The organism is Corallincola spongiicola (assembly GCF_004284785.1).
GTDB classification, from domain to species: Bacteria; Pseudomonadota; Gammaproteobacteria; order Enterobacterales; family Neiellaceae; genus Corallincola; species Corallincola holothuriorum.
In genome coordinates this window covers 1-25,217 of the sequence record NZ_SHLY01000005.1, presented here as the reverse complement: position 1 = coordinate 25,217, position 25,217 = coordinate 1, and the positions used below count along the sequence as shown (strand labels likewise).

At 49.2% G+C, this 25,217-nt stretch carries 24 protein-coding genes, 1 tRNA gene, 1 rRNA gene and 1 pseudogene; 9 read left to right on the top strand and 18 right to left on the bottom strand.

Annotation, left to right across the window (positions count from 1 at the left end; all coding sequences use genetic code 11):
* Positions 1–2: 2 nt before the first annotated feature.
* Genes deoD through deoC form a run of 3 tightly spaced genes read right to left on the bottom strand, consistent with a single transcriptional unit; the run spans position 3 to position 2,812 of the window.
* Positions 3–710: a purine-nucleoside phosphorylase gene (gene deoD / locus EXY25_RS13690; protein ID WP_130567199.1), complete on the bottom strand. Its 708-nt coding sequence runs from the start codon at positions 708–710 to the stop codon at positions 3–5.
* Between the two features lie 24 nt (positions 711–734).
* On the bottom strand, positions 735–1,994 hold the full coding sequence (locus EXY25_RS13685) for a phosphopentomutase (RefSeq protein ID WP_130567198.1): 1,260 nt from the start codon (positions 1,992–1,994) through the stop codon (positions 735–737).
* A gap of 2 nt (positions 1,995–1,996) precedes the next feature.
* Positions 1,997–2,812: a deoxyribose-phosphate aldolase gene (gene deoC, locus EXY25_RS13680; RefSeq protein ID WP_246019562.1), complete on the bottom strand. Its 816-nt coding sequence runs from the start codon at positions 2,810–2,812 to the stop codon at positions 1,997–1,999.
* A gap of 112 nt (positions 2,813–2,924) precedes the next feature.
* Between deoC and tcdA the strand changes: the two genes are divergently transcribed.
* The 4 genes from tcdA to EXY25_RS13660 all read left to right on the top strand — a co-directional run bounded on the left by tcdA (position 2,925) and on the right by EXY25_RS13660 (position 5,600).
* On the top strand, positions 2,925–3,758 hold the full coding sequence (gene tcdA, locus EXY25_RS13675; RefSeq protein WP_130567197.1) for a tRNA cyclic N6-threonylcarbamoyladenosine(37) synthase TcdA: 834 nt from the start codon (positions 2,925–2,927) through the stop codon (positions 3,756–3,758).
* 147 nt (positions 3,759–3,905) lie between these two features.
* The gene (locus tag EXY25_RS13670; RefSeq protein WP_130567196.1) at positions 3,906–4,766 is read left to right on the top strand and encodes a hypothetical protein; all 861 of its coding nucleotides are present in this window, start codon (positions 3,906–3,908) and stop codon (positions 4,764–4,766) included.
* A 210-nt stretch (positions 4,767–4,976) separates the two neighbouring features.
* A complete protein-coding gene (locus EXY25_RS13665) occupies positions 4,977–5,288 on the top strand; it encodes a hypothetical protein (protein ID WP_165419369.1) in 312 nt (103 codons plus the stop codon).
* Positions 5,289–5,291: 3 nt separating this feature from the next.
* Positions 5,292–5,600, top strand: coding sequence for a hypothetical protein (locus EXY25_RS13660; protein WP_130567194.1), 309 nt, complete (start codon positions 5,292–5,294; stop codon positions 5,598–5,600).
* Positions 5,601–5,626: 26 nt separating this feature from the next.
* Here the strand turns inward: EXY25_RS13660 and EXY25_RS13655 are convergent, their stop codons facing one another.
* The 7 genes and pseudogenes from EXY25_RS13655 to EXY25_RS13630 all read right to left on the bottom strand — a co-directional run bounded on the left by EXY25_RS13655 (position 5,627) and on the right by EXY25_RS13630 (position 11,394).
* Positions 5,627–6,379 carry a hypothetical protein gene (locus EXY25_RS13655; RefSeq protein ID WP_130567193.1) on the bottom strand — a complete coding sequence of 251 codons (753 nt, stop codon included), beginning with the start codon at positions 6,377–6,379 and terminating at the stop codon, positions 5,627–5,629.
* Positions 6,380–6,683: 304 nt separating this feature from the next.
* Positions 6,684–7,124 (bottom strand): hypothetical protein, encoded by a 441-nt coding sequence (locus EXY25_RS13650; protein ID WP_130567192.1) that lies wholly within the window; start codon positions 7,122–7,124, stop codon positions 6,684–6,686.
* A gap of 120 nt (positions 7,125–7,244) precedes the next feature.
* The gene (locus tag EXY25_RS13645; protein WP_130567191.1) at positions 7,245–7,709 is read right to left on the bottom strand and encodes a hypothetical protein; all 465 of its coding nucleotides are present in this window, start codon (positions 7,707–7,709) and stop codon (positions 7,245–7,247) included.
* Between the two features lie 264 nt (positions 7,710–7,973).
* Positions 7,974–8,606 carry a fumarylacetoacetate hydrolase family protein gene (locus EXY25_RS13640; RefSeq protein WP_246019561.1) on the bottom strand — a complete coding sequence of 211 codons (633 nt, stop codon included), beginning with the start codon at positions 8,604–8,606 and terminating at the stop codon, positions 7,974–7,976.
* 25 nt (positions 8,607–8,631) lie between these two features.
* Entirely contained in the window at positions 8,632–9,084 is a 453-nt protein-coding gene (locus tag EXY25_RS18915; RefSeq protein WP_281275311.1) for a SufE family protein, read from the bottom strand.
* 180 nt (positions 9,085–9,264) lie between these two features.
* Positions 9,265–10,440: pseudogene (locus EXY25_RS13635) on the bottom strand (aminotransferase class V-fold PLP-dependent enzyme); the annotation flags it as partial.
* A gap of 180 nt (positions 10,441–10,620) precedes the next feature.
* Entirely contained in the window at positions 10,621–11,394 is a 774-nt protein-coding gene (locus EXY25_RS13630) for a TatD family hydrolase (protein WP_130567189.1), read from the bottom strand.
* Between the two features lie 51 nt (positions 11,395–11,445).
* Here EXY25_RS13630 and EXY25_RS18965 point away from each other — a divergent pair, with 51 nt between their 5' ends.
* Both EXY25_RS18965 and EXY25_RS13620 read left to right on the top strand, forming a co-directional pair.
* Positions 11,446–12,051, top strand: coding sequence for a type II secretion system protein (locus EXY25_RS18965; protein ID WP_165419368.1), 606 nt, complete (start codon positions 11,446–11,448; stop codon positions 12,049–12,051).
* A 42-nt stretch (positions 12,052–12,093) separates the two neighbouring features.
* On the top strand, positions 12,094–13,242 hold the full coding sequence (locus tag EXY25_RS13620) for an HIT family protein (protein WP_130567187.1): 1,149 nt from the start codon (positions 12,094–12,096) through the stop codon (positions 13,240–13,242).
* Here the strand turns inward: EXY25_RS13620 and EXY25_RS13615 are convergent.
* Complete coding sequence (locus EXY25_RS13615; protein ID WP_130567186.1) at positions 13,239–17,750, bottom strand: EAL domain-containing protein; 4,512 nt, start codon at positions 17,748–17,750, stop codon at positions 13,239–13,241. The two genes, EXY25_RS13620 and EXY25_RS13615, sit on opposite strands and share 4 nt — an antisense overlap.
* Before the next feature lie 426 nt (positions 17,751–18,176).
* Here EXY25_RS13615 and EXY25_RS13610 point away from each other — a divergent pair, with 426 nt between their 5' ends.
* Positions 18,177–19,271 carry an alkene reductase gene (locus EXY25_RS13610; RefSeq protein ID WP_130567185.1) on the top strand — a complete coding sequence of 365 codons (1,095 nt, stop codon included), beginning with the start codon at positions 18,177–18,179 and terminating at the stop codon, positions 19,269–19,271.
* Between the two features lie 55 nt (positions 19,272–19,326).
* On the opposite strand, the gene prfC is transcribed toward EXY25_RS13610, so the two are convergent.
* From prfC to EXY25_RS13590, 4 genes are all read right to left on the bottom strand, one after another.
* Entirely contained in the window at positions 19,327–20,919 is a 1,593-nt protein-coding gene (gene prfC, locus EXY25_RS13605) for a peptide chain release factor 3 (protein WP_114340038.1), read from the bottom strand.
* A gap of 135 nt (positions 20,920–21,054) precedes the next feature.
* Positions 21,055–21,513, bottom strand: coding sequence for a ribosomal protein S18-alanine N-acetyltransferase (gene rimI / locus EXY25_RS13600; RefSeq protein ID WP_130567184.1), 459 nt, complete (start codon positions 21,511–21,513; stop codon positions 21,055–21,057).
* A gap of 5 nt (positions 21,514–21,518) precedes the next feature.
* Positions 21,519–21,947: a DNA polymerase III subunit psi gene (locus EXY25_RS13595; RefSeq protein WP_130567183.1), complete on the bottom strand. Its 429-nt coding sequence runs from the start codon at positions 21,945–21,947 to the stop codon at positions 21,519–21,521.
* Between the two features lie 164 nt (positions 21,948–22,111).
* Positions 22,112–22,354 (bottom strand): hypothetical protein, encoded by a 243-nt coding sequence (locus EXY25_RS13590; protein WP_130567182.1) that lies wholly within the window; start codon positions 22,352–22,354, stop codon positions 22,112–22,114.
* Between the two features lie 221 nt (positions 22,355–22,575).
* Between EXY25_RS13590 and mutT the strand changes: the two genes are divergently transcribed.
* Together mutT and EXY25_RS13580 are read left to right on the top strand one after the other, a co-directional pair.
* The gene (mutT, locus tag EXY25_RS13585) at positions 22,576–22,980 is read left to right on the top strand and encodes an 8-oxo-dGTP diphosphatase MutT (RefSeq protein ID WP_130567181.1); all 405 of its coding nucleotides are present in this window, start codon (positions 22,576–22,578) and stop codon (positions 22,978–22,980) included.
* A 215-nt stretch (positions 22,981–23,195) separates the two neighbouring features.
* Positions 23,196–23,945: a fibro-slime domain-containing protein gene (locus EXY25_RS13580; protein ID WP_130567180.1), complete on the top strand. Its 750-nt coding sequence runs from the start codon at positions 23,196–23,198 to the stop codon at positions 23,943–23,945.
* A 57-nt stretch (positions 23,946–24,002) separates the two neighbouring features.
* Here the strand turns inward: EXY25_RS13580 and EXY25_RS13575 are convergent.
* The 3 genes from EXY25_RS13575 to rrf form a co-directional block, all read right to left on the bottom strand.
* Positions 24,003–24,079 (bottom strand) — tRNA-Trp (locus EXY25_RS13575).
* Positions 24,080–24,292: 213 nt separating this feature from the next.
* A complete protein-coding gene (gene hpt / locus EXY25_RS13570; RefSeq protein WP_130567179.1) occupies positions 24,293–24,826 on the bottom strand; it encodes a hypoxanthine phosphoribosyltransferase in 534 nt (177 codons plus the stop codon).
* Between the two features lie 319 nt (positions 24,827–25,145).
* Positions 25,146–25,217: ribosomal RNA gene (gene rrf, locus EXY25_RS19015) — 5S ribosomal RNA — on the bottom strand; the annotation flags it as partial.

Below are 25,217 nucleotides of genomic sequence, written 5' to 3'. Positions count from 1 at the left end.
GCTTAATCCAATAGCGCATCAAGGGTCAGTTTCATCATACTGTGGAAGCTCCGCTCCCGCGCATCACTACTTAGCTGTTCATCTCGGCGAATATGGTCACTGACAGTTAACACGGTCAGCGCCTTCGCGCCATATTCCGCTGCAACGCCGTAAAGCCCAGCGGCTTCCATTTCGACTGCCAGCACACCCATCTGATCAGCACGGTCCATCAAATCACCATTAGGGGCATAAAACAGATCCGTAGACACCACATTACCCACCCGCACCGGCACTTGATCCGCCAACGCTTGATCCGCCACCCGTTTTAACAAGCCGTAATCAGCGATCGCAGCAAAATCATGACCAGCAAGACGTGCCCGATTAACACCTGAATCGGTACAAGCACCCATCGCCAAAATAATATCGTTGAGCTGTATATCTCCTTGGATAGCGCCGCAGCTACCAACGCGGATGATCTGCTTCACCTCATACTCGGTATACAACTCACGGGCGTAAATAGAGCAAGAGGGGATCCCCATGCCACTGCCCATCACCGATACCCGCAACCCTTTGTAATTGCCGGTATACGCCAACATACCGCGCACCTGATTAATACACTCAGCCTGCTCTAGATATTGCTCGGCAATAAACTTGGCCCGCAACGGATCACCAGGCAGCAGTACAGTATCGGCAAAGGCACCGGATCCGGCGCTAATGTGAGGGGTAGCCATACACTCTCCTAGTCTCAACTCGAACTAATCTAATAGCACAGAAAGAAAGCTCTCGCCGTACTCAAGCGGTTGTATTTCCATGAATTGTGCAACAGTTTGTCCCATATCAGAAAAACTTTTGCGATGGCCAACCGTCCCTGTCTTTATCTGTTTTCCGGCGACCAATATCGGCACATGTTCGCGGGTATGATCAGTACCAGACCAGGTGGGATCGCAACCATGATCAGCCGTCATCAGCAGCAGGTCTTCCTCTGCCATCGCCGCCAGTAACTCAGGTAAGCGGGCGTCAAATTGCTCCAGGGCATCGGCATAGCCCAAGGTGTCGCGGCGATGGCCATACAACATGTCGAAGTCAACCAAGTTGGTCATCAACAAACCACCGGCGGGTAGAGTTTTTAGCGCCTTTAAGGTTTGTTCAAACAGGGCATCATTGCCATCACCGTGAAGCGCTTGGCTCACCCCTTTATGCACATAAATATCGGCAATTTTTCCCACAGAAATCACTTCCCGACCTTCATCGGCCAAGCGTTCCAACAGTGTCTTGCCCGGCGGCTCAACGCAAAAGTCCTGACGATTGGCGGTGCGCTTAAAGCTCTCGGCATCCTCGCCAACAAATGGCCGAGCGATAACACGGGAGATGTTGTGGGGCGCCAATAGCTCCAAAGCTAAACGGCACAGTTGATAAAGACGCTCCAAACCGAAATGCTGCTCATGGGCCGCAATTTGAAACACGCTATCAGCCGAGGTGTAACAGATTGGCATCCCCTCAGCGACAGACTGCTCGCCAAGTTCTTTAATAATCGCAGGCCCCGACGCATGGCAGTTGCCCAATACGCCGGGAAGCAGACCTTGCTGACGTAACTTGCGCAAAAAACTGGGGGGGAATGATTCTGTTTTTTCCGGGAAATAGCCCCATTCGAAAAACACCGGCACCCCTGCCATCTCCCAATGGCCACAAGGGGTGTCTTTGCCGCTGGATATCTCTTCGGCGAATCCCCAGCTCGCCTTATGCCCCAGCAGGTTAAGTGGCGCTTCGCCAGTGATTGGCGCACTACCCAGCGTGCTGTTCCAGCCTTCTGGCCAATGGCCACTGCTGGCCGCGCAGGCATCAGCCAAGCCCAATTGGTATAGATTAGGTAACGCGAGCGGCCGTTTCCTGATCTGCTGGCAAGCATCGGCGATATGCAACAGCGTATTGGCCCCTGCGTCACCAAACTGTTCGGCATCGGCGGAAGCGCCAATACCAAAGGAGTCCAACACCAGCCAGATCACCCGTCTTTGCATCGCTAGTATTCTCCCGTCTGAGTCACTGCGCCCTGAGCATCATTAAGCACACCATCCGTATGCATCTGTTGCAACAGTGATTGCCGCAAACTGCTGGCGCCTAAACGGAATCGTTTTGCAGTCAACGCGTCAGCTCCCAGTGTTTGCTTGACTAGCTGATAGTAATCGCTCGCTTCTGCCATGGTTCTAATGCCTCCAGCCGCTTTAAAACCAGCCACGTTGCCATGTTCACGGATGCACTCAAGCATCACTTTCGCCGCTTCCAGTGTCGCATTCACTGCCACTTTGCCAGTTGAGGTTTTGATAAAATCGGCTCCCTCATCCAGCGCCAACTGACTGGCTGTGCGAATAAGTGACACATCCTGAAGTTCGCCACTTTCAATAATCACTTTTACAACACAAGCTTCGTTCAGGCGACGAACCGATTTAACCAACGCCGCGGCTAACCACCACTGCCCTGCCATCACCGCCCGATAGGGGATCACCAGATCAATTTCGTCCGCCCCAGCCTCTAAGGCGGCAGACACCTCATGCATCACCGTCGCCGGTTTAGCATCACCGGCCGGAAAGTTCGCCACCGTCGCAATGCGGGTTTGATTGTCAGGCCGAAGTTGTTTCGCCAATGATACCCAGCGCGGATAAACACACAGTGCTGCCACATTCAGCAAGTCACCGCTATCCAGCTCAATACAGCTGTCGTGGCACAATTGGGTAATAGCCGACTCATCATCGTCTTGATTGAGCGAGGTAAAGTCCATTAGCGCGAATAGCTGCCCAGCCAATTCAGGCGATGTTGTTTGGGTATCGTCGTGATTCAAAGCCCTGACCCATTTAGTTTAGTTTGGATTGATATGGATACGATCAGTATAATGCCGCCTCAACTTAGCTGGCCAGCATTGGTCAGCGGATCATGGCCTGTTTGGTAGTGTAATGACCGATATCGATGTAGACAGCAGTACAGACACTTTGCGCTTCGGTGGCATCAACCGCTTGTATGGTAATGATGCAGCACAGATCCTCGCCAACGCGCACCTATGCGTTATCGGTATTGGTGGTGTCGGTTCATGGACGGCGGAGGCGCTAGCCCGTAGCGGTGTTGGCCAACTCACCCTGATCGACCTAGACGATATTTGTGTCACCAACACCAACCGCCAGATCCATGCCACCGCAGACACCATAGGCCAAGACAAAACCGCCGTCATGGCTGAGCGTATTCGCGCCATCAATCCTGCCTGCCAGGTTAACTGTATTGAAGATTTTGTCACCGAAGAGACCCAAGCCGAATATCTACTAGCGGGCTTTGACTGTGTGATTGACGCCATTGATAGTGTCAACGCCAAAACGGCGATGATCGCCTTCTGTAAGCGTAACAAGATCCCTTTAATCACCGTTGGTGGCGCGGGTGGGCAAACCGATCCCCGCTTGATCACCAGCGGCGATCTGGCCAAAACCTTTAACGACCCACTGCTTGCCAAGGTACGCAACAACCTGCGGCGAAAGCACAACTTCACCAAGAACACCAAGCGCAAATTTGGTATCGAAGCGGTATTTTCAGAAGAGCAGCTGGTCTACCCACAAGCGGACGGCTCGGTATGCCAAACCAAAGCGATGAATGATGGCAGCACCCGCTTAGATTGCGCTGGCGGTTTTGGCGCCGCGACTATGGTGACCGCAACCTTTGGCTTTATCGCCGCCGCCAGAGCAGTCGATAAGGTGCTAGCAAAAGCACGTAAAGCGTTATTAGAAAAGCCAACAACGGAGTAAGCGCAGTTAAGCTCTGACCACAAGGGATGACCCATCGACTGTTCATCAGAGCCACCTGCACAGCGATAGCCGTTTTCGCTTATTTTTTGTGAATCATAGTCTTAGTGTCGGCTTACTAAAAAAGTGGAAAGACAGGGAAGTGTTCGAATGAGTTCTATCGAAAAATATCTGCATTTAGCCGTTTTGGTGTTTTGTATTAGCGTTAGCGTTATCTGGCGTTACACGTGGTTCGGCGCTTTCCTTGACGCCACACTGCTCATTTTTGCTATCTATTTGCTGCCCTATTCTGCGGCACTGATTGACGACAAACTGCACCCTCAAGGCCTCCCCTTGCTTGAGCGACTTAGCCTAATTAAATGCTTCGCAATGCTACTTGGCAGCCCCATTTTTCTCTATGTCGGATTTTATTTGCTTTCACACGAGCCATTATCACTCTTATGTGACGAAGCCACAGACTGTTCCGATGCCGCACACAGAGGAGTTATCGGTCTGATCGCCATTTCCGGAGGAATATTTTGCATCACAGGACTGCTTTATCAGTGGTTGCCCAACCGACAGGCCTGCAAAGCGGTTCTCGACCCTGAACAACTAAACGCCCCGCACAACACAACGGCACTGATGCATATGTGCGTTTCAACTGAGACAGAAAATCTAAATATTTATCCAGATACCAGCTTAGAAGACGCACTCGTTAAAATTAACGCACTAACAAAAAAACAAGTACGCACACAACAGGGCGAAGCATTACTTGCCACCACCATCATGTGGCAATGTCCGCACATGAGTGACAACAGCCTAGCGGTGACAAAAAACAGTGACGGCCGCTATGACATTACGCTACAAGCTGTATACCGCAGAGGCATGGTAGGAAAGTGGTTTCGCCGAGAAGCATTTTGCCTGCTCTTTGATAATAAACGAAAGGAAGTCGACGCAATCTTGACCCGTTTTTACGGCGCTAATTCAGCGCAATATTATGATTTTGTTTATGAACAAGCGGTAGCCAACTAATTGCTGTTATTGGCAAAGATCTAAGCCGCTCCATCAAACAAGCAGATAAGAACTAAGACGAATCAGGCAACGATATTCATGCATTGGCAGATCATCACTATCCTTTTAGCGTACTTCCTAGCTCTGGCAGTACTCCCATCAACGTTTGCTAATATTTTGTTTGACTTACTTGCGCTCGGCGCTGCCTCACTGTGTATTTGGTATGTGTGGATGTTTGCCAAAAGCGGCACCGTGACGCCACATATCATTGAATCAACCAAGGGCAGGATCGGCTTCGGGGCTATTTTTCTATTATTGGGCTGCTTAATGGCAGGCTTAACATTCCCTCTCATTGTTTTACAGCCCACAGAATTGGTCTGTCGATACAACCCATGTGATACCGGCACACATAGCTGGGCAATGGGAATATTATCAGCAGCAGTATCGCCAGTGATGCTGCTGACCAGTTACGATCTATTTCGGGCAATTTGGAAGCCAATTAACAAAAGTAACAACCCTAAACGTACCAACAGTAACGGATAAAAAATGACATTATCATGGATGATACTCATCAGCTTAATTGCTGCCGCCTTATATATTCCCTCGCTGACCATCAGTGGTTGGCTACCATTAACACTCAGCAAGTGTAAGCAAGATCGCGCTTGGAGAAGAGCTGTCATCACAGCTATTGCACTGCCAGCCATTGCAATGCTTCTTACCTACCCATTCTGGTTAATCCCTATCGCTTGGTGCCTATACGCTTTTACCGACGTCTCACTGTGGTCTTGGTGGCTGATCGCACCGTCAGCCCCACTCGTTGCGCTCATTGTTGCGGCTGTCATTGTGGATGTATAGTTGCGATTGGGGGCTCAACGAAAACGCTATGGTTGTCTGGCGGCAATAAACGCTTGGATCTCCGCTTCAGTAGGTTCAGCCCCAAACACGCTAGCCTTCACTTTGAAATCCTCGACCACGCGACTAGCGCCTGAACGACCATTGATTTTGATGACGTCGGCAACAAATTGCTCGTCGTCTATTTCATCGGAGCAAACACTCAAAATGCATGGGTGAGACGTCAAAAACTCAGCGATATCTGGCAGAGCAGCCACACAGCAAAGCGCCTCAACCGCAGCCTGATGCAACTCGCTGTGCACTTCACGGATCAGATCGTAGTAGGCTTCCTCTACAGATTTGTAGTTGGCCGATTGCTCTCTGTTTTCCGGTGCTGGTATGGAATAGATAGGATCCAGACTCTCCAAAAGATCATTAACCGAGGAGAGGCTACGCTCAGTCTTCGTCAGCAGCGCTGCGACGACACCCTCAACAGGCAAAAAAGTGGCACTGCTGGGATCCCAACGGATAGCCGATTTCATTTCAGCATCACTGATCCCCTCCTCATCGAAACATTGCTCAAGCCCCGTCACTAAGCCTTGTTCGCTACAAGCAAAAGGGGTGCAATAAGACCATGTGCCAGCGTTATAGTAGAGGCCGATATGATAGAGCTGTTGCTCGGAAAACTGCTCGATGATCTTTCTAAGTGCAGGGGCGGTCTCACTGCTGAGCGCCTCTATGAATTGAGTTTTGACCTCAGCTAGCCTGGATCCAAGTGTGGCTGGGTAGTCCGTCTCTGACATTTGAGTTAATCCGTTATGTATATTTGATCCCTATCTGCAATGAACTCTACTTTTATCATAGATCGGGCTTTTGACGTAGCCTGTAAAAAGCTGCGGTATTTGGCCACAGAGTCAGGAGTAAGCACCTCGCCGTCTTGCCTTAAGGGTGTTAAATCAGGGGAAAATTCAGCATCCATAACGCAAGCGGACTATGAATCTACCGCCAAGCGATTGAACAATCGCCCGAGAAAACGATTAGGCGACAAAACAGCTGAAGAGGTAATCAATGAACACTAACCGCTACTGTTGCACTTCAAACTTGATACTAAGCATCAAACTCCGACGGGTCAGATAAACCATTAGATAGTAAGGCCATTTTTGTATAGATTTCTGTCTCATCTGGCACTTTAATAACTTTTGATTTAAGTCCTAACTCTGTGAAGTGCTTTACTCTTTTTGAGTCAGTCATCGAACCACTCTTACCCCCGGCAGGAAACCTAAAGCGCGAGACGTAAAGGGTTGCGTATGTATCAGTGCCCGTTGTTACAGTTGTCCATTGGTACGGAAAAAATGTCTTTAAATCTTCTTTCAGCCAGTCAATACGTTTGTTTTTCATTCTCTGCAAATTGAGGAATTTTAAAAGTGTAGATCTTGGTATGGCGACACAATCCACCTTCAAATCCCATGCTTTCACGAGTAGATAAGAGCCAAGTACTTTATGTAACCGAGCTTGAGATTCTCGGTAGACTTCCTCTGTTGTTGCCATAGAAGACTCTCCTTTGATGTTTAACGCCCCAACCACGGGCGGATTGAGCAGGCTAAAATAAGGAGCGCAGCGACGCCAGCCTGCGAGAAAGCGTCCACGTGGGTTGGTTTGTTAGCCTGGCTAGACGCCATCGGTTCGTACGACGACCTTTAGAGGCTTCAGCTCAGCTACAATCCTGAATGCTTCGCTGCGTTTTACGAATTGTTCAAAGTCTCTGAGCTCGTCTCTGGAGACACACCACTTGTTACCACTACCCAGAGCCGCAAGTTTAGGTGTTGGCGAGAAAAAGGCATCGCAATAGAGTTGTGTGTATCCTTCATCATCCACAGTTCCTGCCACGATATATTGGCGCTTTATGCCTATTTGGAAGTACTCTCCATGCCCCCAGTCATAAACGCCCCATTCATACAACAGCATATCCGATGAGGGTTCTGGATCTAACCCATGGTAGCGCCTATCTCGGTAGAAGCTCAGGCAGCTCTCAAACAACTCTGAAACTTTAATCGCCTCAATATCTTTCCCGTTCTCCGAAAGGTATTCGAGAAAGTCTTGGTCTGAATCTTCGTGTGCATTTTTTGGGGTCATACCAAACTTACAGCCCATTGCTACAGAAGCTGTTGATCCAAGTGCTAACGTCAAGAATATTCTACGGTTCATAACTCAGGCTAACGCTAAATAGATCTACACAGACCATCTATCTGGATAAGGGAGCGATGTATACCTATCCCTATATACCGACTAGATGTCCCTGCCCCATTTTATAATTGCTTAATCATAACCCACTGATTAAAAGCATTTTTGTCTATTGCTCACAAAAGCGCGCTGAGGTTAGCGACGGACAAATCATACCTAAACCGCAACCCAACTGACTTCGGTCAGGCATTGCTCACCATCCAGCAACTGCGCGACAAAGCGCTGTCCGGCGACTATTTGCCCGACGCCTTTGGGCGTGCCTGTCATCAAGATATCGCCATCCTGCAGTGTCATAAATTCCGCAATATCGGCGAGTACGACGTCAGGTTTATGCAGCATCAAGCTGATGCCTCCCTGCTGCACTAGCACGCCATCTATCCACAGTTTCAATTGCAATTGTTGGCTGAGGCTGTCGATAACTACAAAGTCGCTAAACAGGGCTGAGCCATCAAACGCTTTGGCGCGTTCCCAAGGCAGTGACTTGGCCTTAAGCTGGCTTTGTAAGCCGCGCTTGGTGATATCCAAACCGACGCCTGCAGCAATAAGCTTGCCCTGCTCAACCAAGAAACAGATCTCGGTTTCGTAGTGCAGAGGCTCACCCAATACGCTGTACAGGGTGTTGCTGATCGCTGAATTTGGCTTTAGAAAGTAGACCGGCTGTTCCGGTACTTCGTTGTTCAGCTCTTTGATGTGGTCAACGTAGTTACGCCCAACGCAGACGATTTTAGCTGGCGTGATCGGCTTGTGAGTCTGAGCCTCTGGTTGAATTAAACGCACTGAATTTTGCACGAAAAGGCTACCTTCTTTTATTAGCTTAAGGACGATGGTTAGGGTCTGAGACAGCGTGCTGAATGGCATCAACGATAGCCAGTAAACCATTGCCGCGGGAGGGGCTTAAATGCTCTAACAGTCCCAGATCGCGAAACCACTGGCGGCCATCAAATGCTTGCACCGCTGCCGTAGTTTGACCATTAACCGCCGCCAGTAACAGTACCAGTAAACCCCGCACAATACGGGCATCAGAATCGGCGGCAAACCAATGACAGCCATCTTTAACCTGATGCAACAACCAAGTGCGACTCTCGCAACCTGTCACTTCGGCTGCGGGTTGTTTCTGTGCCAGCTTTAAACCGGGTAGCCTTTTAGCCATCAACATCAACTGCCGATTGCGCCCTTCCCAACCCTTTGCCGTTGTGATCAATGCTTGTAGCTCCGCTAATGGCCATATCCAAAGCGGTAACGCTTTGTCGTCGATGACTGCCGCCACGGTTTCTGGCTCGCCTTGCGGGCTGGATTGAGAAGCGGCTGCCTTGGCAAGCGGTTCGGTGTTCTCTGTTAAGTTTTCCGCTGAGTCATCGACTAAGTTATCGGCCGAGTTTTCAGCCGACGTATCGGCCAACGCATCAACTAAGAACCCGGCAATTAAATCCACCGCACGGTCGGCTTCGGCAAGGCTGTTATAGGCAGCAAAACTGATCCGTAACGTGCCGTTAATACCCAGTTGTTCCATTAGCGGCATGGCACAATGGTGCCCTACCCTTACAGCCACTTGCCGCTGATCCAACAACATGCCCATATCTTTGCCATGCACGCCATCGATGGTGATCGAGACCAAACTGACGACGTCATTTGCATCGGCTGGCGGCCCATATAAGGTCACCCCTGGCAGTGCAGCCAGACGTTGATATGTGTGTTGGCGCAACGCTTGTTCGTGGGCTAGCCATTACTGGCGTGGCTGCGCATTGATGAAATCAATAGCCGCCGCCAAACCAATAGCGCCTTCGATGTTGGGCGTACCCGCTTCAAATCGAAATGGCGGCGCCTGAAAGCGGCTACCGGAAAAACTCACTTTTTCGATCATCTCACCACCGCCCTGCCAAGGCGGTAAAGCTGCTAAGGCAGCAGCCTTGCCATACAGTACGCCGATCCCGCTGGGGGCAAACATTTTATGACCAGAGAAGGCATAGAAATCACAATCCAGCGCTTGTACATCCACCGCTAAATGAGCCACCGCCTGTGCGCCATCCACCACGGTGATCGCGCCCACGTTCTTGGCGGCGGCCACCATCTGCTGTACCGGATGAATCGTGCCCAAAGCATTGGAGGCATGCCCCACGGCAAACACTTTAGTGCGTGGGCTTAACAGCGCGGCGAATTGCGCCATATCTAACCGGCCATCACCTAGCACGGGCACCACGTTCAGCACCGCACCGGTGCGCTCGCAGAGTAGTTGCCAGGGCACAATGTTGGCGTGATGTTCCATCGCCGTCAGTAAGATCTCATCCCCAGGTTTCAGCTGGTTGGTAAAACCATTGGCCAGCAGATTAATGCTCTCGGTGGTGCCTCGCGTCCAAACGATCTGTGCTGCACTTGGCGCATTGATAAAACGGGCGACGGTCTGCCTAGCCTCTTCAAATGCTTCGGTGGCAAAGCGACTCAGGCGGTGACTGGCACGATGGACATTGGCATTGTGGCGCTGCCAATGATTGACCATGGCATCGATCACGCAATGGGGCTTTTGGCTGGTGGCGGCGTTATCAAGATAGACCAACGGCGTATCTGCCACTTTTAGCTGCAGGGCAGGAAACTGCGCCCGTAATTGCGCCAAAGCCGCTTCTGGCATGAACGCAGCTGAGTTGGTAAGAGGCGAATAAGCAGGCTCGGTCTTGGCTGTCATGGCGATAATAAGATTAGATTTCCAGCCGAACAGACTCGGCAGTTAAGCGAATAAGGGTATGGTCGCTTATTGCTTCAGCACCCGCAACCCTGGCACTGCTGGCAACCCTGACAATCGGAATGCTACTTATGGTTTGAAGCCAAATAGCTGCGTTGCATTGGCACCGGTTTGCGAATAAATATCAGCCAGCGGCAGCTGCTTTAGCGCCGCTAATGACTCAGCCACCTGCACGACGCGCGCCGGCTCATTCCGTTGCCCTTGAAAACCAGCCAATGGCATATCGGGGGCGTCAGTTTCTAACAGCAGTTTATTCAGAGGTAATTCAGTCACCGCAGCACGGGTTTTCGCCGCTCGTGGGTAGGTGATCACGCCACCGACACCGAGTAAGCAGCCATGCTGAATGTAATCATTGGCGAGTTGTAAGCTACCGCTAAAGGCGTGTATCACGGCCCCCTTCTGTACCGGTTTGGCTTTCAATAATGACAGCAGCTCTGGGTGCGCTTTGCGCACATGCAAGATAACGGGCAGTTCGAATTTTTCCGCCAGCAACCATTGTTGCTTTAATAGGGTTTGTTGTTTAGCGCGATCGGCACCGGCTATCACCCAATCTAAACCGCACTCGCCAACGGCGACGACCTTAGGGTGGCGCTGTGCCAGCAAGGACTCAAGTAACAGCAAATCCTGTTCGCTATGCTCTGCCTGGAAGTAGGGGTGCAGACCCAGTGCGATATATATCGGCGCATATTGCTCAGCCAGTGCCAGCAACGCCGGCCAGCGCTTGGCGCTGACCGCTGGCACGACCAACCGTGTTACGCCTGCCGCCTGGGCACGACGAATAACCAACGCTAGATCGGCAGAAAAAGGATCCAAGTCCAGATGACAATGAGAGTCCACTAACACATTGATCAATCTCTGTTTGTATCGGCTTTAAAGCCAGCTATGATAGCTAATATGAAACGCATATATAGCCATAATCACCAAATCCATCGGGGCTTTACCCTGATTGAGCTGGTTGTTGTGTTGATTATACTCGGAATACTCGCTGTCACTGCGCTATCTCGTTTTATCAACTTAAATGATGAAGCGACCGAATCCACCGTCCGCTACTCGGCCAAAGCATTTAAAACCTCGGTAGATTTGGCAAATGCAGCTTGGGCTGTAAAGCGTTTAAACGTCGGCATCTACAACCTATCGGCACTACCACGATCTGAAGACCCCAATTTCGCCGCCCGCGGCACAAGTGGAGTGGATGTGAATGCCAATGGCTGGCCAGCAGGGATATGGGAAGATTGGCTCGCCAACGCGCCTGCCGATACACCTGAAGATCCCGCGGTTTATGGAGCGATTGGTATTAATAATGTCCAAGACTGCGCGCAGGCGTGGATTGGCTTAATGGACTCGACCCAAACCGTTGCGCGAACAGCCAATGAATCAGGTGATTACCTTGCCAGCCATTTAGGTGGTCAACAGTGTCTCTACACTTACCAAGATGATACCCGTTATAGCTTTTTTTACGATGCTGCGGATGGCACGGTGGAATACCAGTTTATTCCATAGCGCGAACAGCAACGACTCGCCTTTAGTAAGGATGACGGCAACATGACAAATAAGCTTTCGTTGCAGGAACTTCAAGAACATTTGCTCAGCGATGACCCCATGTCAGCCCCCATCAGTGAACTTGTTGAAGCATTGGTGAATGGCACCGATAGCTCGCACAACCTGCCCGAATCCCATTACCAAATAGATCCCCGCGATGGCGAAATCACTATTTTTAGCGCATCCAGAGCGAATCGCCCGCACTCCACTGCAGACAAACCCACAGAAGTCACGACTGGCGACAACTGTCCTATCTGTGCGGGGAACCTCACCAGTGTCTGTCATGTACAGCCACTGTCGGACGGCGCCAGTTTTATCACTGAGAACCTTTACCCTGTGGTGCATGCCCATGGCTTAATGAAGGTAGAGCCAGACGAGGTTGGTAGCCATGCCATCGTCCGTGGTGGCAACGCCTTTGGTGGTCATTTCCTGCAGTGGACCAGCACCGAGCATGATAAAGATTGGCACAATATGCCATTAGAGGATCTTGTGCTCACCATGGAGCAACTGGCCATCATGGAACGTAAGTTACTCACCGAAGCGGTGGCTATGCCGAAATCGGCTGGCAGTAATGGTGAAACCAGAGGTTATCTCAGTATTTTTAAGAATTTTGGTGTTAAAGCGGGCGCATCACTGACCCACGGCCACCAGCAGATCCTCTTTGCCAACGTGATGTGCAGGAGCAGCTTTAACGATTGGCGTTTTTATGCCCGCCACTTTGAGAATTTTTCAGATTATATGCTCAGAGAAAATGCTGAAGATCTGATGGTAAAAGACTATGGTGATGTGGTGTTGATGGTGCCCTACTTTATGCCCCGCCCTTACACCATGTTGGCCGTAGTGAAGCAGTCAGACCACAGTCATCTATACCATCTACCGGAAAAAACACTCGCTGACCTCACAGAAGCGATGCGGGATGCCATTCTAGCGATGCGTGCTGAACTGGTTAAAGACGGCAAGCCAGAAGCGTTCAACTATTTGGTACATACCGGGCCGGGTTGTGGTTTATACGTTGAGTTTATGCCACGGGCAGATGCGCACGGCGGACTTGAGATGCAAGGTACTTGGGTTTGCCAAGCGCTACCCACCGTGTGTGCCGAACGCCTTCGACAGAACCTTAACGGGCATAGCCAACGGCCAACAGACAGCTAGCTATCCAGTGCTGATGGCAAGCTGCTAGCCAACAAAGCGGGAACATTTGCGGCAATGACCGGGCGGGAAAAATAGTAACCCTGTAGCCAATCACAACCCCGCTCGGCGAAGAACAATGCTTGCTCTCGCGTCTCGATCCCTTCCGCAATGCACTGCATATTGAGGATCTCTGCCAACTTTAAAGTGGCATTGATAATCCCCTCGGCACTGTCTGATACGCCTATCTCGCTAACGAAACTACGATCAATTTTTAGAATATCGATGGGGAATGCCTGTAGATACTTAAGTGAAGAGTAGCCCGTTCCAAAATCATCAAGCGCCAGAGTAAAGCCTGCTTCATTCAGTCGGTTCATCATCGCCTGTGCACGCACATGATCACTCATTAAAGCACCTTCGGTGATCTCCAAAGAGAGCGCACTGCAAGGCAGCTCATAGTCAGCCATCAAGCTAACAAGCTCTTGTGTCAGCCCCTCGACGTCAAAATGACGCGCCGACAGGTTCAATGACAAGCGAGGTTGATAACCCAGTTGATACCAGTGGCGGAGATCTGTCAGCCCGAGGTGAAGTGCCTGCCATGTCATTTCACCAATCAGTCCCATCTCTTCCGCGATCGGGATAAAGGTCATTGGCGGCACAGCAACGCCGTCACGCTGCCAGCGAATTAATAGCTCTAAGGCGATCACCTGACCGCTCGAAAAGTCGATGATAGGTTGATAGCAGCAACTAAACGCCTTGTCCTTCACTGCATCTTTTAATCCATTAGCCAGAGATAAGCGCTCCCTGACCTGATGGTTCATCTCTGTCTGGTAAAACTGTACGGAGAACGCGCGGGCATTCTTGGCATGGTACATAGCAATATCAGCGTGCTTTATCAGCTCATCACCGCGACGGCCATCCATCGGATACATAGCAATACCTATGCTGGAACCAACACTGATCGCCTCTGCCCCCAACTGCAATGGCTGCTGGATCACCTGATTTAAGGTGTTAGCCACGCGGCTCGCTTCATTAGCGTCAATGTTCTCCAGCATCACCACAAACTCATCACCGGATAAACGCGCGACCGTATCCTCTTTTCGTAGACACTGGGTGACTTGTGTTGCGACATGGCAAAGCAATGCATCGCCAGCATCATGGCCCAAGCTGTCATTGATCTGTTTAAACTTGTCCAAATCAATAAACATCACTGCCAATGATGTTGCAGCCCTTTCCGCCTGGTCAATCGCATGGCTCAAACGATCCAGAAATAACATACGGTTAGGCAAGCCGGTCAAGCCATCAAAGCTGGCCATCTTTTTAAGCTGCGCCTGCACTTTCTTTTGCTCAGTGATATCACTGAGGGTAATGGCGTAGTGTTCTGGCGATAACGAATCACCACTGGCAACGGAATAGAGATCCACTTCCACTTCATAACGCTGCCCTGAGGGGGCGACAAAAGCTAACTCACCATTCCACTGTTCACCAAAGCTTAACTTGCGGATCTGCGCCAAAATCAGCCTTTTGCCATCAGGATTTAACGCTAACAGCTCGGCTAGTTTTTCGGGGAAATCCTCTTCACTGCGGGAACCGATAATTGCCCTTAGTGCGGGGTTTGCATCAATTACCCGAAAGTGCTTATTCAACACCATCACCCACTCGTGGGAGTGCTCAAAAATGCGGCCAAACAGACTGGCGCGCTCTTTCGTCGAATAGATATCTGTCACATCCGTGTAGGTACCAATAATCCGTGACGTTTGATCCCGTGTAACCAGGCTCCCTAAATCACGGAAATAGAGATAATGCCCTTGCTGATGACGCAGTCGATAGCTGACATCAAACGTGGGGTTATCGCCATAAACAAATATTTGCCAAGCCGCCTTAAAACGCTGCTGATCTGAGGGATGAATGAAGTGGAGAAGTTCATCAAGCGTAAGCGCCACTGGTACCTGATACCCCAGTAGGGCTTCAAAACGATTCTGAACAAAACAGTTCTGTTGCTCATCCCATTCCCAAATACCGCTATCGCTGCCGGTCAGTGCCAGCTGCATACGCTGTTCACTTTGCTTGGTCGCCTCATGAGCCTGAGCGATCTGAGATTGATGCAAGCGATGCCTGCGCCATACCAATAGCAGCAGTGTAATAAGCAAAACGGCGTAACCGAAGTAGGCCCCCGGCGATGCCCATGGCGGGTAGGCGACAACAATATCAATCGTCGCCATCTCACCGCGCTCTCCGGTGTCTGCAGAGTAAGCCCATACCCGGAACTGATACTGACCAGGATTAAGCGTGGCGAAGGTCGCCCGATTATCTCGGGTCAATGGATAGGAGATATCTTTGCCGCCGGTCAACTCGTACTGAAAACGCAGATTATTCTGTTCAGAAAAAGTCAGACCCGAAAACTCGATACTTAAGCCGACATCATTATGCGCCAAGTCGATACGCGCACCATTGAGATTGGTTAACGGCATAGACAGATCGCGAGACAGTAGTTCGATATTGGATATAGCGATACGGGGTGGATGAACTCGCGCATGCTCAGTGAGCTGATTAGGCTCAAACAAAGTCACGCCCTTATAACTGCCGTAAGCAATACGACCATCAGCGAGCTGCACGGCAGAAAACTCATTAAACTCTTCGGTAGCTAGGCCATGGTTGTAGGAGTAGTGGCGCAGGTGATGGTTATCGACATTGATCTTTAGGATCCCTTTCAGCGAACTTAGCCAAAGGTCGCCCCGGTCATCCAACTGCAAGCCGTACACTTCGTTGGCAGGTAAGCGATTTGTTTGGTCATATAGGAATTTCTCCTCAAAGCTACTGCTGTCAAGCCCCACCAAACCGGCACCGGGATAGGTCACCCACAGGGTATTATTGCGATCGACAACCCAACTTTCCGGATAAACGTAACGCTGAGCCCGCGCACGACTGATACTGTGCAATTTCCTCGTTTCGCCCGTTTCGATATCTAGTCGCCAAAGACTATGGGTCGCGCTAACCAATACGCCGTTATCGTCACCTGGCAGTTGCCCTAAGAAACCCCATACAAGTTCAGGTTTAAGCTCACCGACATCGAATAGTTGATGCTCTACAATGTTATTGGCCAATGGATCAAAACGATAAAAAGCTTCTTCTCCAACGAACCAAATCGTGTCGTCAGGGGCCTGGTAATAGCCCCATGTGTCCATCGCGAATATCGCCCTGGATTCCGGTACTAAATCAGTTAAAGGCTCAGCTTGGCCAGTTTCCATATCAAACAGATAAAGACCTTGCGGCGTATACAACCAGAGTTGGGTACCTCCAGCACTGAGAATTTGATAGATAGAGCCGGACGATTCTACCGATTTATGATCTTCATCCACCAGATAAACCGTTATCTCATCGGTATCCAAGCGATAACGGTTTAAGCCATTATCACTGCCAAGCCACAAGGTTGTTTCATCCTGTAGATAGAGTGACCAAACAGCATCATGGCTTAACTCACTGTTTAAGCTGTGGCGGTTGCTAAAAAGATCATTGGCGGTCTGCCAGTAGAGGGCACCCGCAGCATCCGAACCAAGCCACAAATTGCCCTCATCATCGACAGTTAGATCATAAAGTTGATCGCTGGAGATACCATAAGGCGCATCACTTGGCAGAAATATCTGCTCTGCAGTCTGTGTCGAAGGAATAAACCGAAACACGCCCTCATCTGTTGGCAAGTAGATCGTCTCGCCGCTAACGACAATCTTCCAGATGTTGCGCCCATCAATAAGAGGGGTGGAATAAAGATCTGTTTCGGGAGACTTAATTAACGCCGCCACCTGTTGGGCGCTAAGTCGAAATAAACCATCAACGGTACCTATGTATAAGCTATCATCCTCAGCAACATAAAGTGCCTTGGTATTATCAGCATCAAGCGTTCGAGAATCAGGCCGCAGATGAGTCAACAAAGTCAGTTTCTGAGTGAGACGATCAAGCAGATACAGGCCTGTTGACGTACCAACCAGCACTTCTCCCTGCCAGAAAGCCATCGTCCGAACGTGCTGCTGCACAGCAACCTCTGCATCGGACAAGGCGAATACGGTAGTGATCTGTTCAGTTTCTTTGTCATAACTAACAATGCTTTCATCAAGCACCACCCAGATCTTGCCATCTGGGCCTTGAGTAATAAATTCCGATGACTGCAACGGCTCATCAAAACTACGGGACTTAATCGCAATACGTTGTTTTATCTCACTGGTTGCTGGGTCGATGCTATAGATCCCTTCCCAACCGGTACTGATCCAGATGAGTCCCGCGTCATCCTCAAACAATGCATAGATAGAAGCCTTGTTGAGGATGCTGTACTGACGATTGAGTGGTGACACCTTGTAACCATCGTAACGGTTCAGCCCCCAGTGAGTGCCTATCCAGAGAAAACCATTGCGATCAATTAACACGGCGTTAACTGAGCTTTGCGACAGGCCATCAGTGATAGTTAGCTGAGAGAAACGAGGGTCACTGACCACAGGCTTGGCAGTAAGGGAGTGAGAAACAATAGCGAGTAGACACACGCAAGTGCATAGAATGCTGCGGGCGCAACGGCAGAAAAATCGGCTATACAAAGAATTTATCTTCAAAACAGACGTCACCAAACCACTTATAAGTCCGCACACTAAATGCAGAAAGTATCTTCAAAGGTAAACAGCCACTTCATCATGAAGTAGCGTATAGAAGACTGCGGATCCGTCCGAAAATCCTGGTGAAATTTACAGCAAACTAGTTAAAACAACAATATAAAGCGCGCAAGCACTGTTAAAAAAGCTGACATGAAACGCATGGATCAGTCAAAGTGAAACCCCTATTATTTCGTTATTAACAAAAATGTTTTCGATTACTACGTATATATCAAATGAATATCGCGCAGTAATATCCTGGCTCAGTATCCAAGCCAAGTACGTTAACGATCGCTAACATCGGCAGATATAACGGAGAGAATCATGCTATTCACACCACATCAGTTTGCTAGCCTTCATCTAAACAACCGTATCGCGATGGCACCTATGACCCGTTCGCGCACCGATCAACCGGGTGATATTCCTAACGATCTGATGGCTACCTATTATGGCCAGCGCGCCTCTGCGGGGTTAATTATCACCGAAGGCGCACCTATTTCAGCGGTCGCACGCGGTTACGCCATGACACCAGGTATTTATACAGAAGAACAGATCACCGGCTGGAAGAAGGTTACCTCAGCTGTTCATCAAGCCGGTGGCAAAATCTTTGTCCAACTTTGGCATGTAGGTCGCCGCTCCCATCACACCATCGCTGGTGAAACGCCTGTTTCAGCCTCGGCAATCAAAGAGCCTGACCAAGTGTTTGGTCCACTCCCCGAGGGTGGCTTTGGCATGATAGAAACCGATCAGCCCAGAGCGCTCTCTCAGCAAGAGATCAAAACCACGATTGCCGATTTTGTGCAGGGGGCAAAAAATGCGATGGCAGCGGGTTTTGATGGCGTTGAGTTGCATGGCGCTCACGGCTACTTGATCGACCAATTTCTCCGTATCAGCAGTAATCAACGCACAGACGATTACGGCGGAAGTCAGGACAATCGTATGCGTTTTATGCTTGAAGTCACCGAGGCTGTCGCCAATGCAATTGGTGCAGACAAAGTGGCGATACGTCTATCCCCCTTTGTGACAGAGGGATCAGCGCAACCAGATCCTGAAATAATCGAACTGACGATTAAGGCACTGGCCAAACTCGCTCATTTACAGTTGGCCTATGTCCATTTCTCAGAGAACATTTCAAACTACACTCAAGTACCAGATAGCTTCCGGCAGCAGGTACGAGAGGTCTACCCCCATCCGATTATGGTGGCGGGCAAGTACACAGTGTCATCAGCCCAACAGATATTGGCACAAGGATTCGCGGATCTAGTGGCTTTCGGACAGCCGTTTATCACCAATCCTGATTTGGTATATCGAGCGCGGAACCAACTTCCACTGACCCCTGTTGGCGATGATGCCCATAGTACCTTTTATGGCGGTGGTGCAGCGGGCTACACCGACTATGCCACTGTAACTTCAGCCTGAAACCAAAAAGAGCGAGTCAATAGACTCGCTCTTTACGTTTACTAACCAACGCGGCTTAATGCTCGCGTGTGGTCATAAACTTCACCTCAGGGAAACGCTCTTGTGCGAGACTCAGGTTAACCATGGTCGGTGCGATATAGGTAAGATTATCACCGCCATCCAATGCCAGGTTATCGTGGGCTTTCTTACTGAACTCATCCAACTTGCGCTGGTCATCACAAGCTACCCAACGCGCAGTGGCAACGTTAATCGGTTCATAGATCGCTTCCACTTTATATTCGCTTTTCAAACGTGCAACCACCACGTCAAACTGCAAGATACCAACGGCACCCACAATCAGATCATTGTTACGTAGTGGACGGAATACCTGTACCGCGCCCTCTTCCGCTAACTGCAGCAACCCCTTCTGCAGATGCTTCATCTTCAACGGATCTTTCAGTTGAATGCGGCGAAACAGCTCCGGAGCAAAGTTAGGGATGCCGGTAAAACGCAGGTTTTCTCCCTGGCTAAAGGTGTCACCGATCTGGATCGTACCGTGGTTATGCAAACCGATGATATCGCCTGGAAAGGCCTCATCAGCATGACTACGATCACCAGCCATGAAGGTGACGGCATCAGAGACCGAGATATCTTTACCAATGCGCACGTGACGCATCTTCATCCCTTTCTGATATTTACCGGAACAGATACGCATAAACGCAATTCGGTCACGGTGCTTTGGATCCATATTGGCCTGGATCTTAAACACGAACCCACTGAATTTTTCTTCGGCGGGCTCAACCTGGCGCTCTGCCGATTCACGGGGCTGGGGCTTAGGTGCCCATTCGACTAGGCCATCAAGGATATGATCAACACCAAAGTTACCCAACGCCGTACCAAAGTAGACAGGAGTCAATTCACCGGCCAGGAACATCTCCATATCAAACTCATTCGAAGCGCCCTGTACCAACTCCATCTCTTCACGCAGCTGTTCAGCGAAGTCTTCACCAATCACACTTTCAAGCTCTGGGTTATCCAAACCTTTAACGGTGCGCACTTCCTGGATCATATGACCCTGACCACTTTGATAGAGGATCACTTCGTCGCGCAAAATATGGTAAACGCCTTTAAACAGCTTACCCGAACCGATAGGCCAAGTGATTGGCGCACAAGCGATATTAAGCACATCTTCGACTTCATCCATCAACTCGATGGGATCGCGGATATCACGGTCAAGCTTGTTCATGAAGGTCACAATCGGCGTATCACGCAGGCGGGTGACTTCCATCAACTTAATAGTTCGCGCCTCTACACCTTTCGCAGAGTCGATCACCATCAAACAGCTATCAACAGCGGTGAGTGTACGGTAGGTATCCTCTGAGAAGTCTTCGTGACCTGGGGTATCAAGCAGATTAACCAGTGCATCTTGATAAGGAAACTGCATCACCGAGGTGGTCACAGAGATACCACGCTCTTTCTCCATCTCCATCCAGTCTGATTTGGCGTGCTGACCTGTACCTCCGCGTCCTTTTACGGTACCGGCACTTTTGATCGCTTCTCCGAATAACAACACTTTTTCGGTGATGGTAGTTTTACCGGCATCCGGGTGAGAGATGATAGCGAAAGTACGGCGCTTATTAACTTCGCTTAACAGACCTTCATTGGACATGAAACATAGACCCCAACCCTCTATCGACATTGTCATAGAGAGATACAGATTACAGATGGATTGATTGGCGGAGGATTATAAAGGATTTGCGTTCAATTTGAACGCGGATTCGTCGGGCGAGCGAGTTTATTACCATTACAACGCCAAACTGGTACCCATAATAACGGCATCTTCCCGACCGTCAGCCCCGGGATAATAGCCATGGCGGACACCGAGTTCGTTGAACCCTTCAGAGCGATATAACGCCTGAGCAGCCATATTCGAAGCACGAACTTCGAGAAACAGATGTTTGCCTCCTGCTGCCTCTGCCCGCGTCAGCATATCTACCAACAACCGACGACCAATCCCCTGACCTTGAAATTCAGGCAATACTGCTATGTCGGTCAAGGTCACCTCATCGAGCACCTGACTAGCAATATAGAAGCCGATGATCTGGCCATCATTGACCGCAGCGATGCTTATATCAGCTCCTTTAAGACTAGGAAGAATATTACTCTCTGCCGCAGGATGTGAGTGGCTTCGCTGCTCGATATGCATCACCGCAGTAATATCTGCAGCAACTAACTCTCGCAGTTCATTAGCAATTTGACTCATTCTACTCACCCAGCCTCAACATGGTTGTTATTGTGAATAAAGCCATCACATCGAGACATTAAGCATTGCCATAAAGCCCGTTTTGCTGCGGCTGATTGTTGAAGATCCAACAAAGGAGGCGTGATCAACTCAGTACCGCGCCATGTAACATCTCCCCCCTGCATACGCCATCCCGTTAGCCCATCAATAGCGACGGCCGGTGCGTTTTGGGGATCTACTGTACTGCCCGAGCTCAAGCTATGAAATTCAGCATTGTCGATACCTAAAATAGCCAAAACTCTTTGGGTAAGAAGCGAGTTTTTAGCATCTTCGGGAGACTCACCGTAGACAACAAATAGAGCTGCGTCATCAGCAAGCGTCTCGACATTGTCGACTTCAAAGGTTGGGACATTCATCGCAGCTAAAACTTGCTGCTGCAGCGTGCTAAGAGACATGGTTAAAGCCTATACGGCAAACAACAAAACAGGTTCAATGTTACCCAAGTGTACCATTGAACCTGTTTAAGCTGCGACGCTTCAGCCATCAAAAGTTAACTCGTATTAGATGAAAAAACGGCGCATAGCGCCGTTAAAAAGGGAATGTACAGGTGAAATTATTCTCAGGATAAAAATGTTTTTAAATAACCACGCTCGCCTTGCCTCGCTTCACCGCTCATTTTGGCCAGAAAGAAGCAAAATCCAGCAGAAAGTACAGAGATAAAGGCAACCACCATACTGCCAGACTGATGAGTTGATGAACCATACATACTAGACGTCTGCAACATTAGCGCCTCAGATGCACCATATAAGGCTACCAAACCTAATATCATCAGACTCAACTTACCCAAGCTTTCTAATTTCATACATAATCCTCAACCAACACTGTTTTAGTAGTAATACGTCGGTTGTACTCCATTACTGCTCCCGTTGGGGGTAAGCTACTCCTAGGGTGACTGCCCGCCAGCAGTTCACATATCTATGTTGTAGCAAAGCAAACAGGTGTCAGCAATTTTTACAGAGAATGGAATTACTAAGCTGATACACAAATCACAAATTGATTTAGATCAAGAAAGAAAAGTGAGAGGTGAAACGAGTGATCAGTGTCGTTGCTGCGATAATAGAAAATGAAAATGGCGAGTGGCTTATTGCTAAACGCCCACAACATAAGACACGTGGTGGCTACTGGGAGTTTCCAGGAGGCAAGATTGAAGCTGGGGAAGAAGCACAAACAGCACTGAAAAGGGAGATCAGTGAGGAACTAGGAATACGAATAAGCATAATAGCCAAGCTCACAAATCAGCTTCACCACTATCCAGACATAAGCATCGAGCTATCCAGTTACCTATGCAAAGCCGGATCAGAGGCGCCTCATCCGCACGAACATACCGCAATAGAATGGGTAAACTTAAATAATATTCAGCGATATCAATTATCTGCGGCTGACAATGGCATTATCGAAGCATTAAAAGAAAGAGCGAAACAATATTAGCGACACTACCGCCTTATCAAACTACTCCCCCTTACTCTCGATGTTAAATGAAGTATCCAGATCCAGCATCGTCATTGATATTTACAATAGCCAATGACAATAAGGATTGAATCTGCGAACAAGGTTCGATAAATCATATTGTTACTATCTCTGGTGTGAATGTTGCTGCTTTTTTAACCATAAGAACTGAAAACGTAATCGTGTTGGAGATTGATATGAAGTGCTTACAACTAATCACCGTCATCGCTTTTAGTGTTTGTTCAGTCGTATCAGCAAATGCAGGTGTCCTCACCCTAAGCGGGACAATCTATGACAAAGTCGCAGCGGAAGCAGACTTTGAAGATCCATGTTGTTCAGGGCTAGTCACAGGGTTGGTATCAAGTACGCTGGCTGCTGATGGCTTACCGGAGTTTGTGGCTAATGATGGTGATGGCGATATCACTTCTGCCGCCTCTTTTGACGCTTGGTGGATGGATACAAACGGAACGAAGGCTTTCGATTTAGATCTCACAGAAACAGCGCCTGATTCCGGCGTATTTAGCTACACCGACTCAGCATTTTTCCCTATTGATAACGAACTTGCCGGGAATGAAGGACGCAATCATAACTACCACTTCACTATGCATTTAGAAGGGATAACCACTTTCAAAGAAACCGATGTATTTGCATTTCTAGGTGACGATGATCTTTGGGTATATATCGATGGGAAGTTAGTGATGGATCTTGGTGGCGTCCATGCCGCCGTCAGCGATACGCTCACAGGGGCTGATTTGATGGCCATGGGCTTGGCAGAAGACACTGAATATGATTTAGATATCTTTTTTGCTGAGCGCCATACAGTGGCTTCAAACTTCAATATCGCAACCTCCTTCAGGGTTAAGAGTGAAGTTCCTGCACCTCAGGTATTACTGATGTTTGGTCTTGCAGTTTGCGCCGTCCGTCTGTTGCGCAGACAATCTAACTAGGTTCGTCAAAAGCTAAAAAGCAGAAAGCCCGCAATAAATGCGGGCTTTCTTTTTGTATGGCAGGAGTGGAGGGACTCGAACCCCCAACCATCGGTTTTGGAGACCGCTGTTCTACCAATTGGAACTACACTCCTAAAGCAGGGCGCGATTATACCGAAGAGAGACCAAAGGTAAAGAGCAAAACAAACGGTTTTTATCTGATCGAATACGCTTTAACCAATATCAACTGAGTCAGGCGCCAAAGTGTGCGTTATATCTCAACCCCACTATGATTAGCGCTCTCTTGTCGCAACGAAGCCTACTAAATCTCCCGCACTAATCAGCTCTACGCCGAATTGATAACATCGCTACGACTCTTCTATAGTTACTTTACCGATATAGGGTAAGTTACGGTATTTTTCTGCCCAGTCGATGCCATAGCCGACAACAAATGCGTCCGGGATCTCAAAGCCCACATAGTCCACAGGCACATCCACTTCACGGCGGCTGACTTTATTGAGTAAGGTACATATCCGTAATGATTTCGGCTCTCTTAAAAGCAGCATTTCCCGTACCTTGCTCAAAGTAAAGCCACTGTCGATAATATCCTCAACAATGAGCACCTCGCGCCCCTTGATGTCCACTTCTATGTCTTTGAGTATCCGTACGTCACCAGACGACTGCATACGGTGTCCGTAACTACTGACCACCATAAAGTCCAGCTCAACACTGCTATTCACCTGTCGGCACAGATCGGAAAGAAAAATCACAGAGCCTTTCAACAGACCTATCATGAGTAATTGATCTGTACCTTGGTAACCAAGACTAATCTCATTACCTAAACGCGCCACCGTCTCCGCCAAAATTTCCTGACTGTAAAGCGTGTCTACCCGATGCTTCATCTCAATGCCTTCTTATTGATAACTATGAATAGTTTAGCGCCGTTTATAAAAATCCGTTAATTAAGACAATGCAGATAGAAACTAACAACAAAGAAACGCTACGTCTCCGAGCTTTTTCTATTGCAAGCAAAGAGCGGTTAATTAGCCAGGGATCGCTTAGCCATTATCGCCCTTCAGCTTGATGACAACACTAAAGGCTGCCGATACTAGGCGTGCTGAAAACAAAAAGCCCCTCGCTTGGGCGAAGGGCTTTGCTGTTTTCAACGGCCTTAAACGCAAAAAGGCTACCCTATCGGGTAGCCTCTTCACTGTATTAGGTGTCTGGCGGTGACCTACTCTCACATGGGGAAGCCCCACACTACCATCGGCGCAATTGCGTTTCACTGCTGAG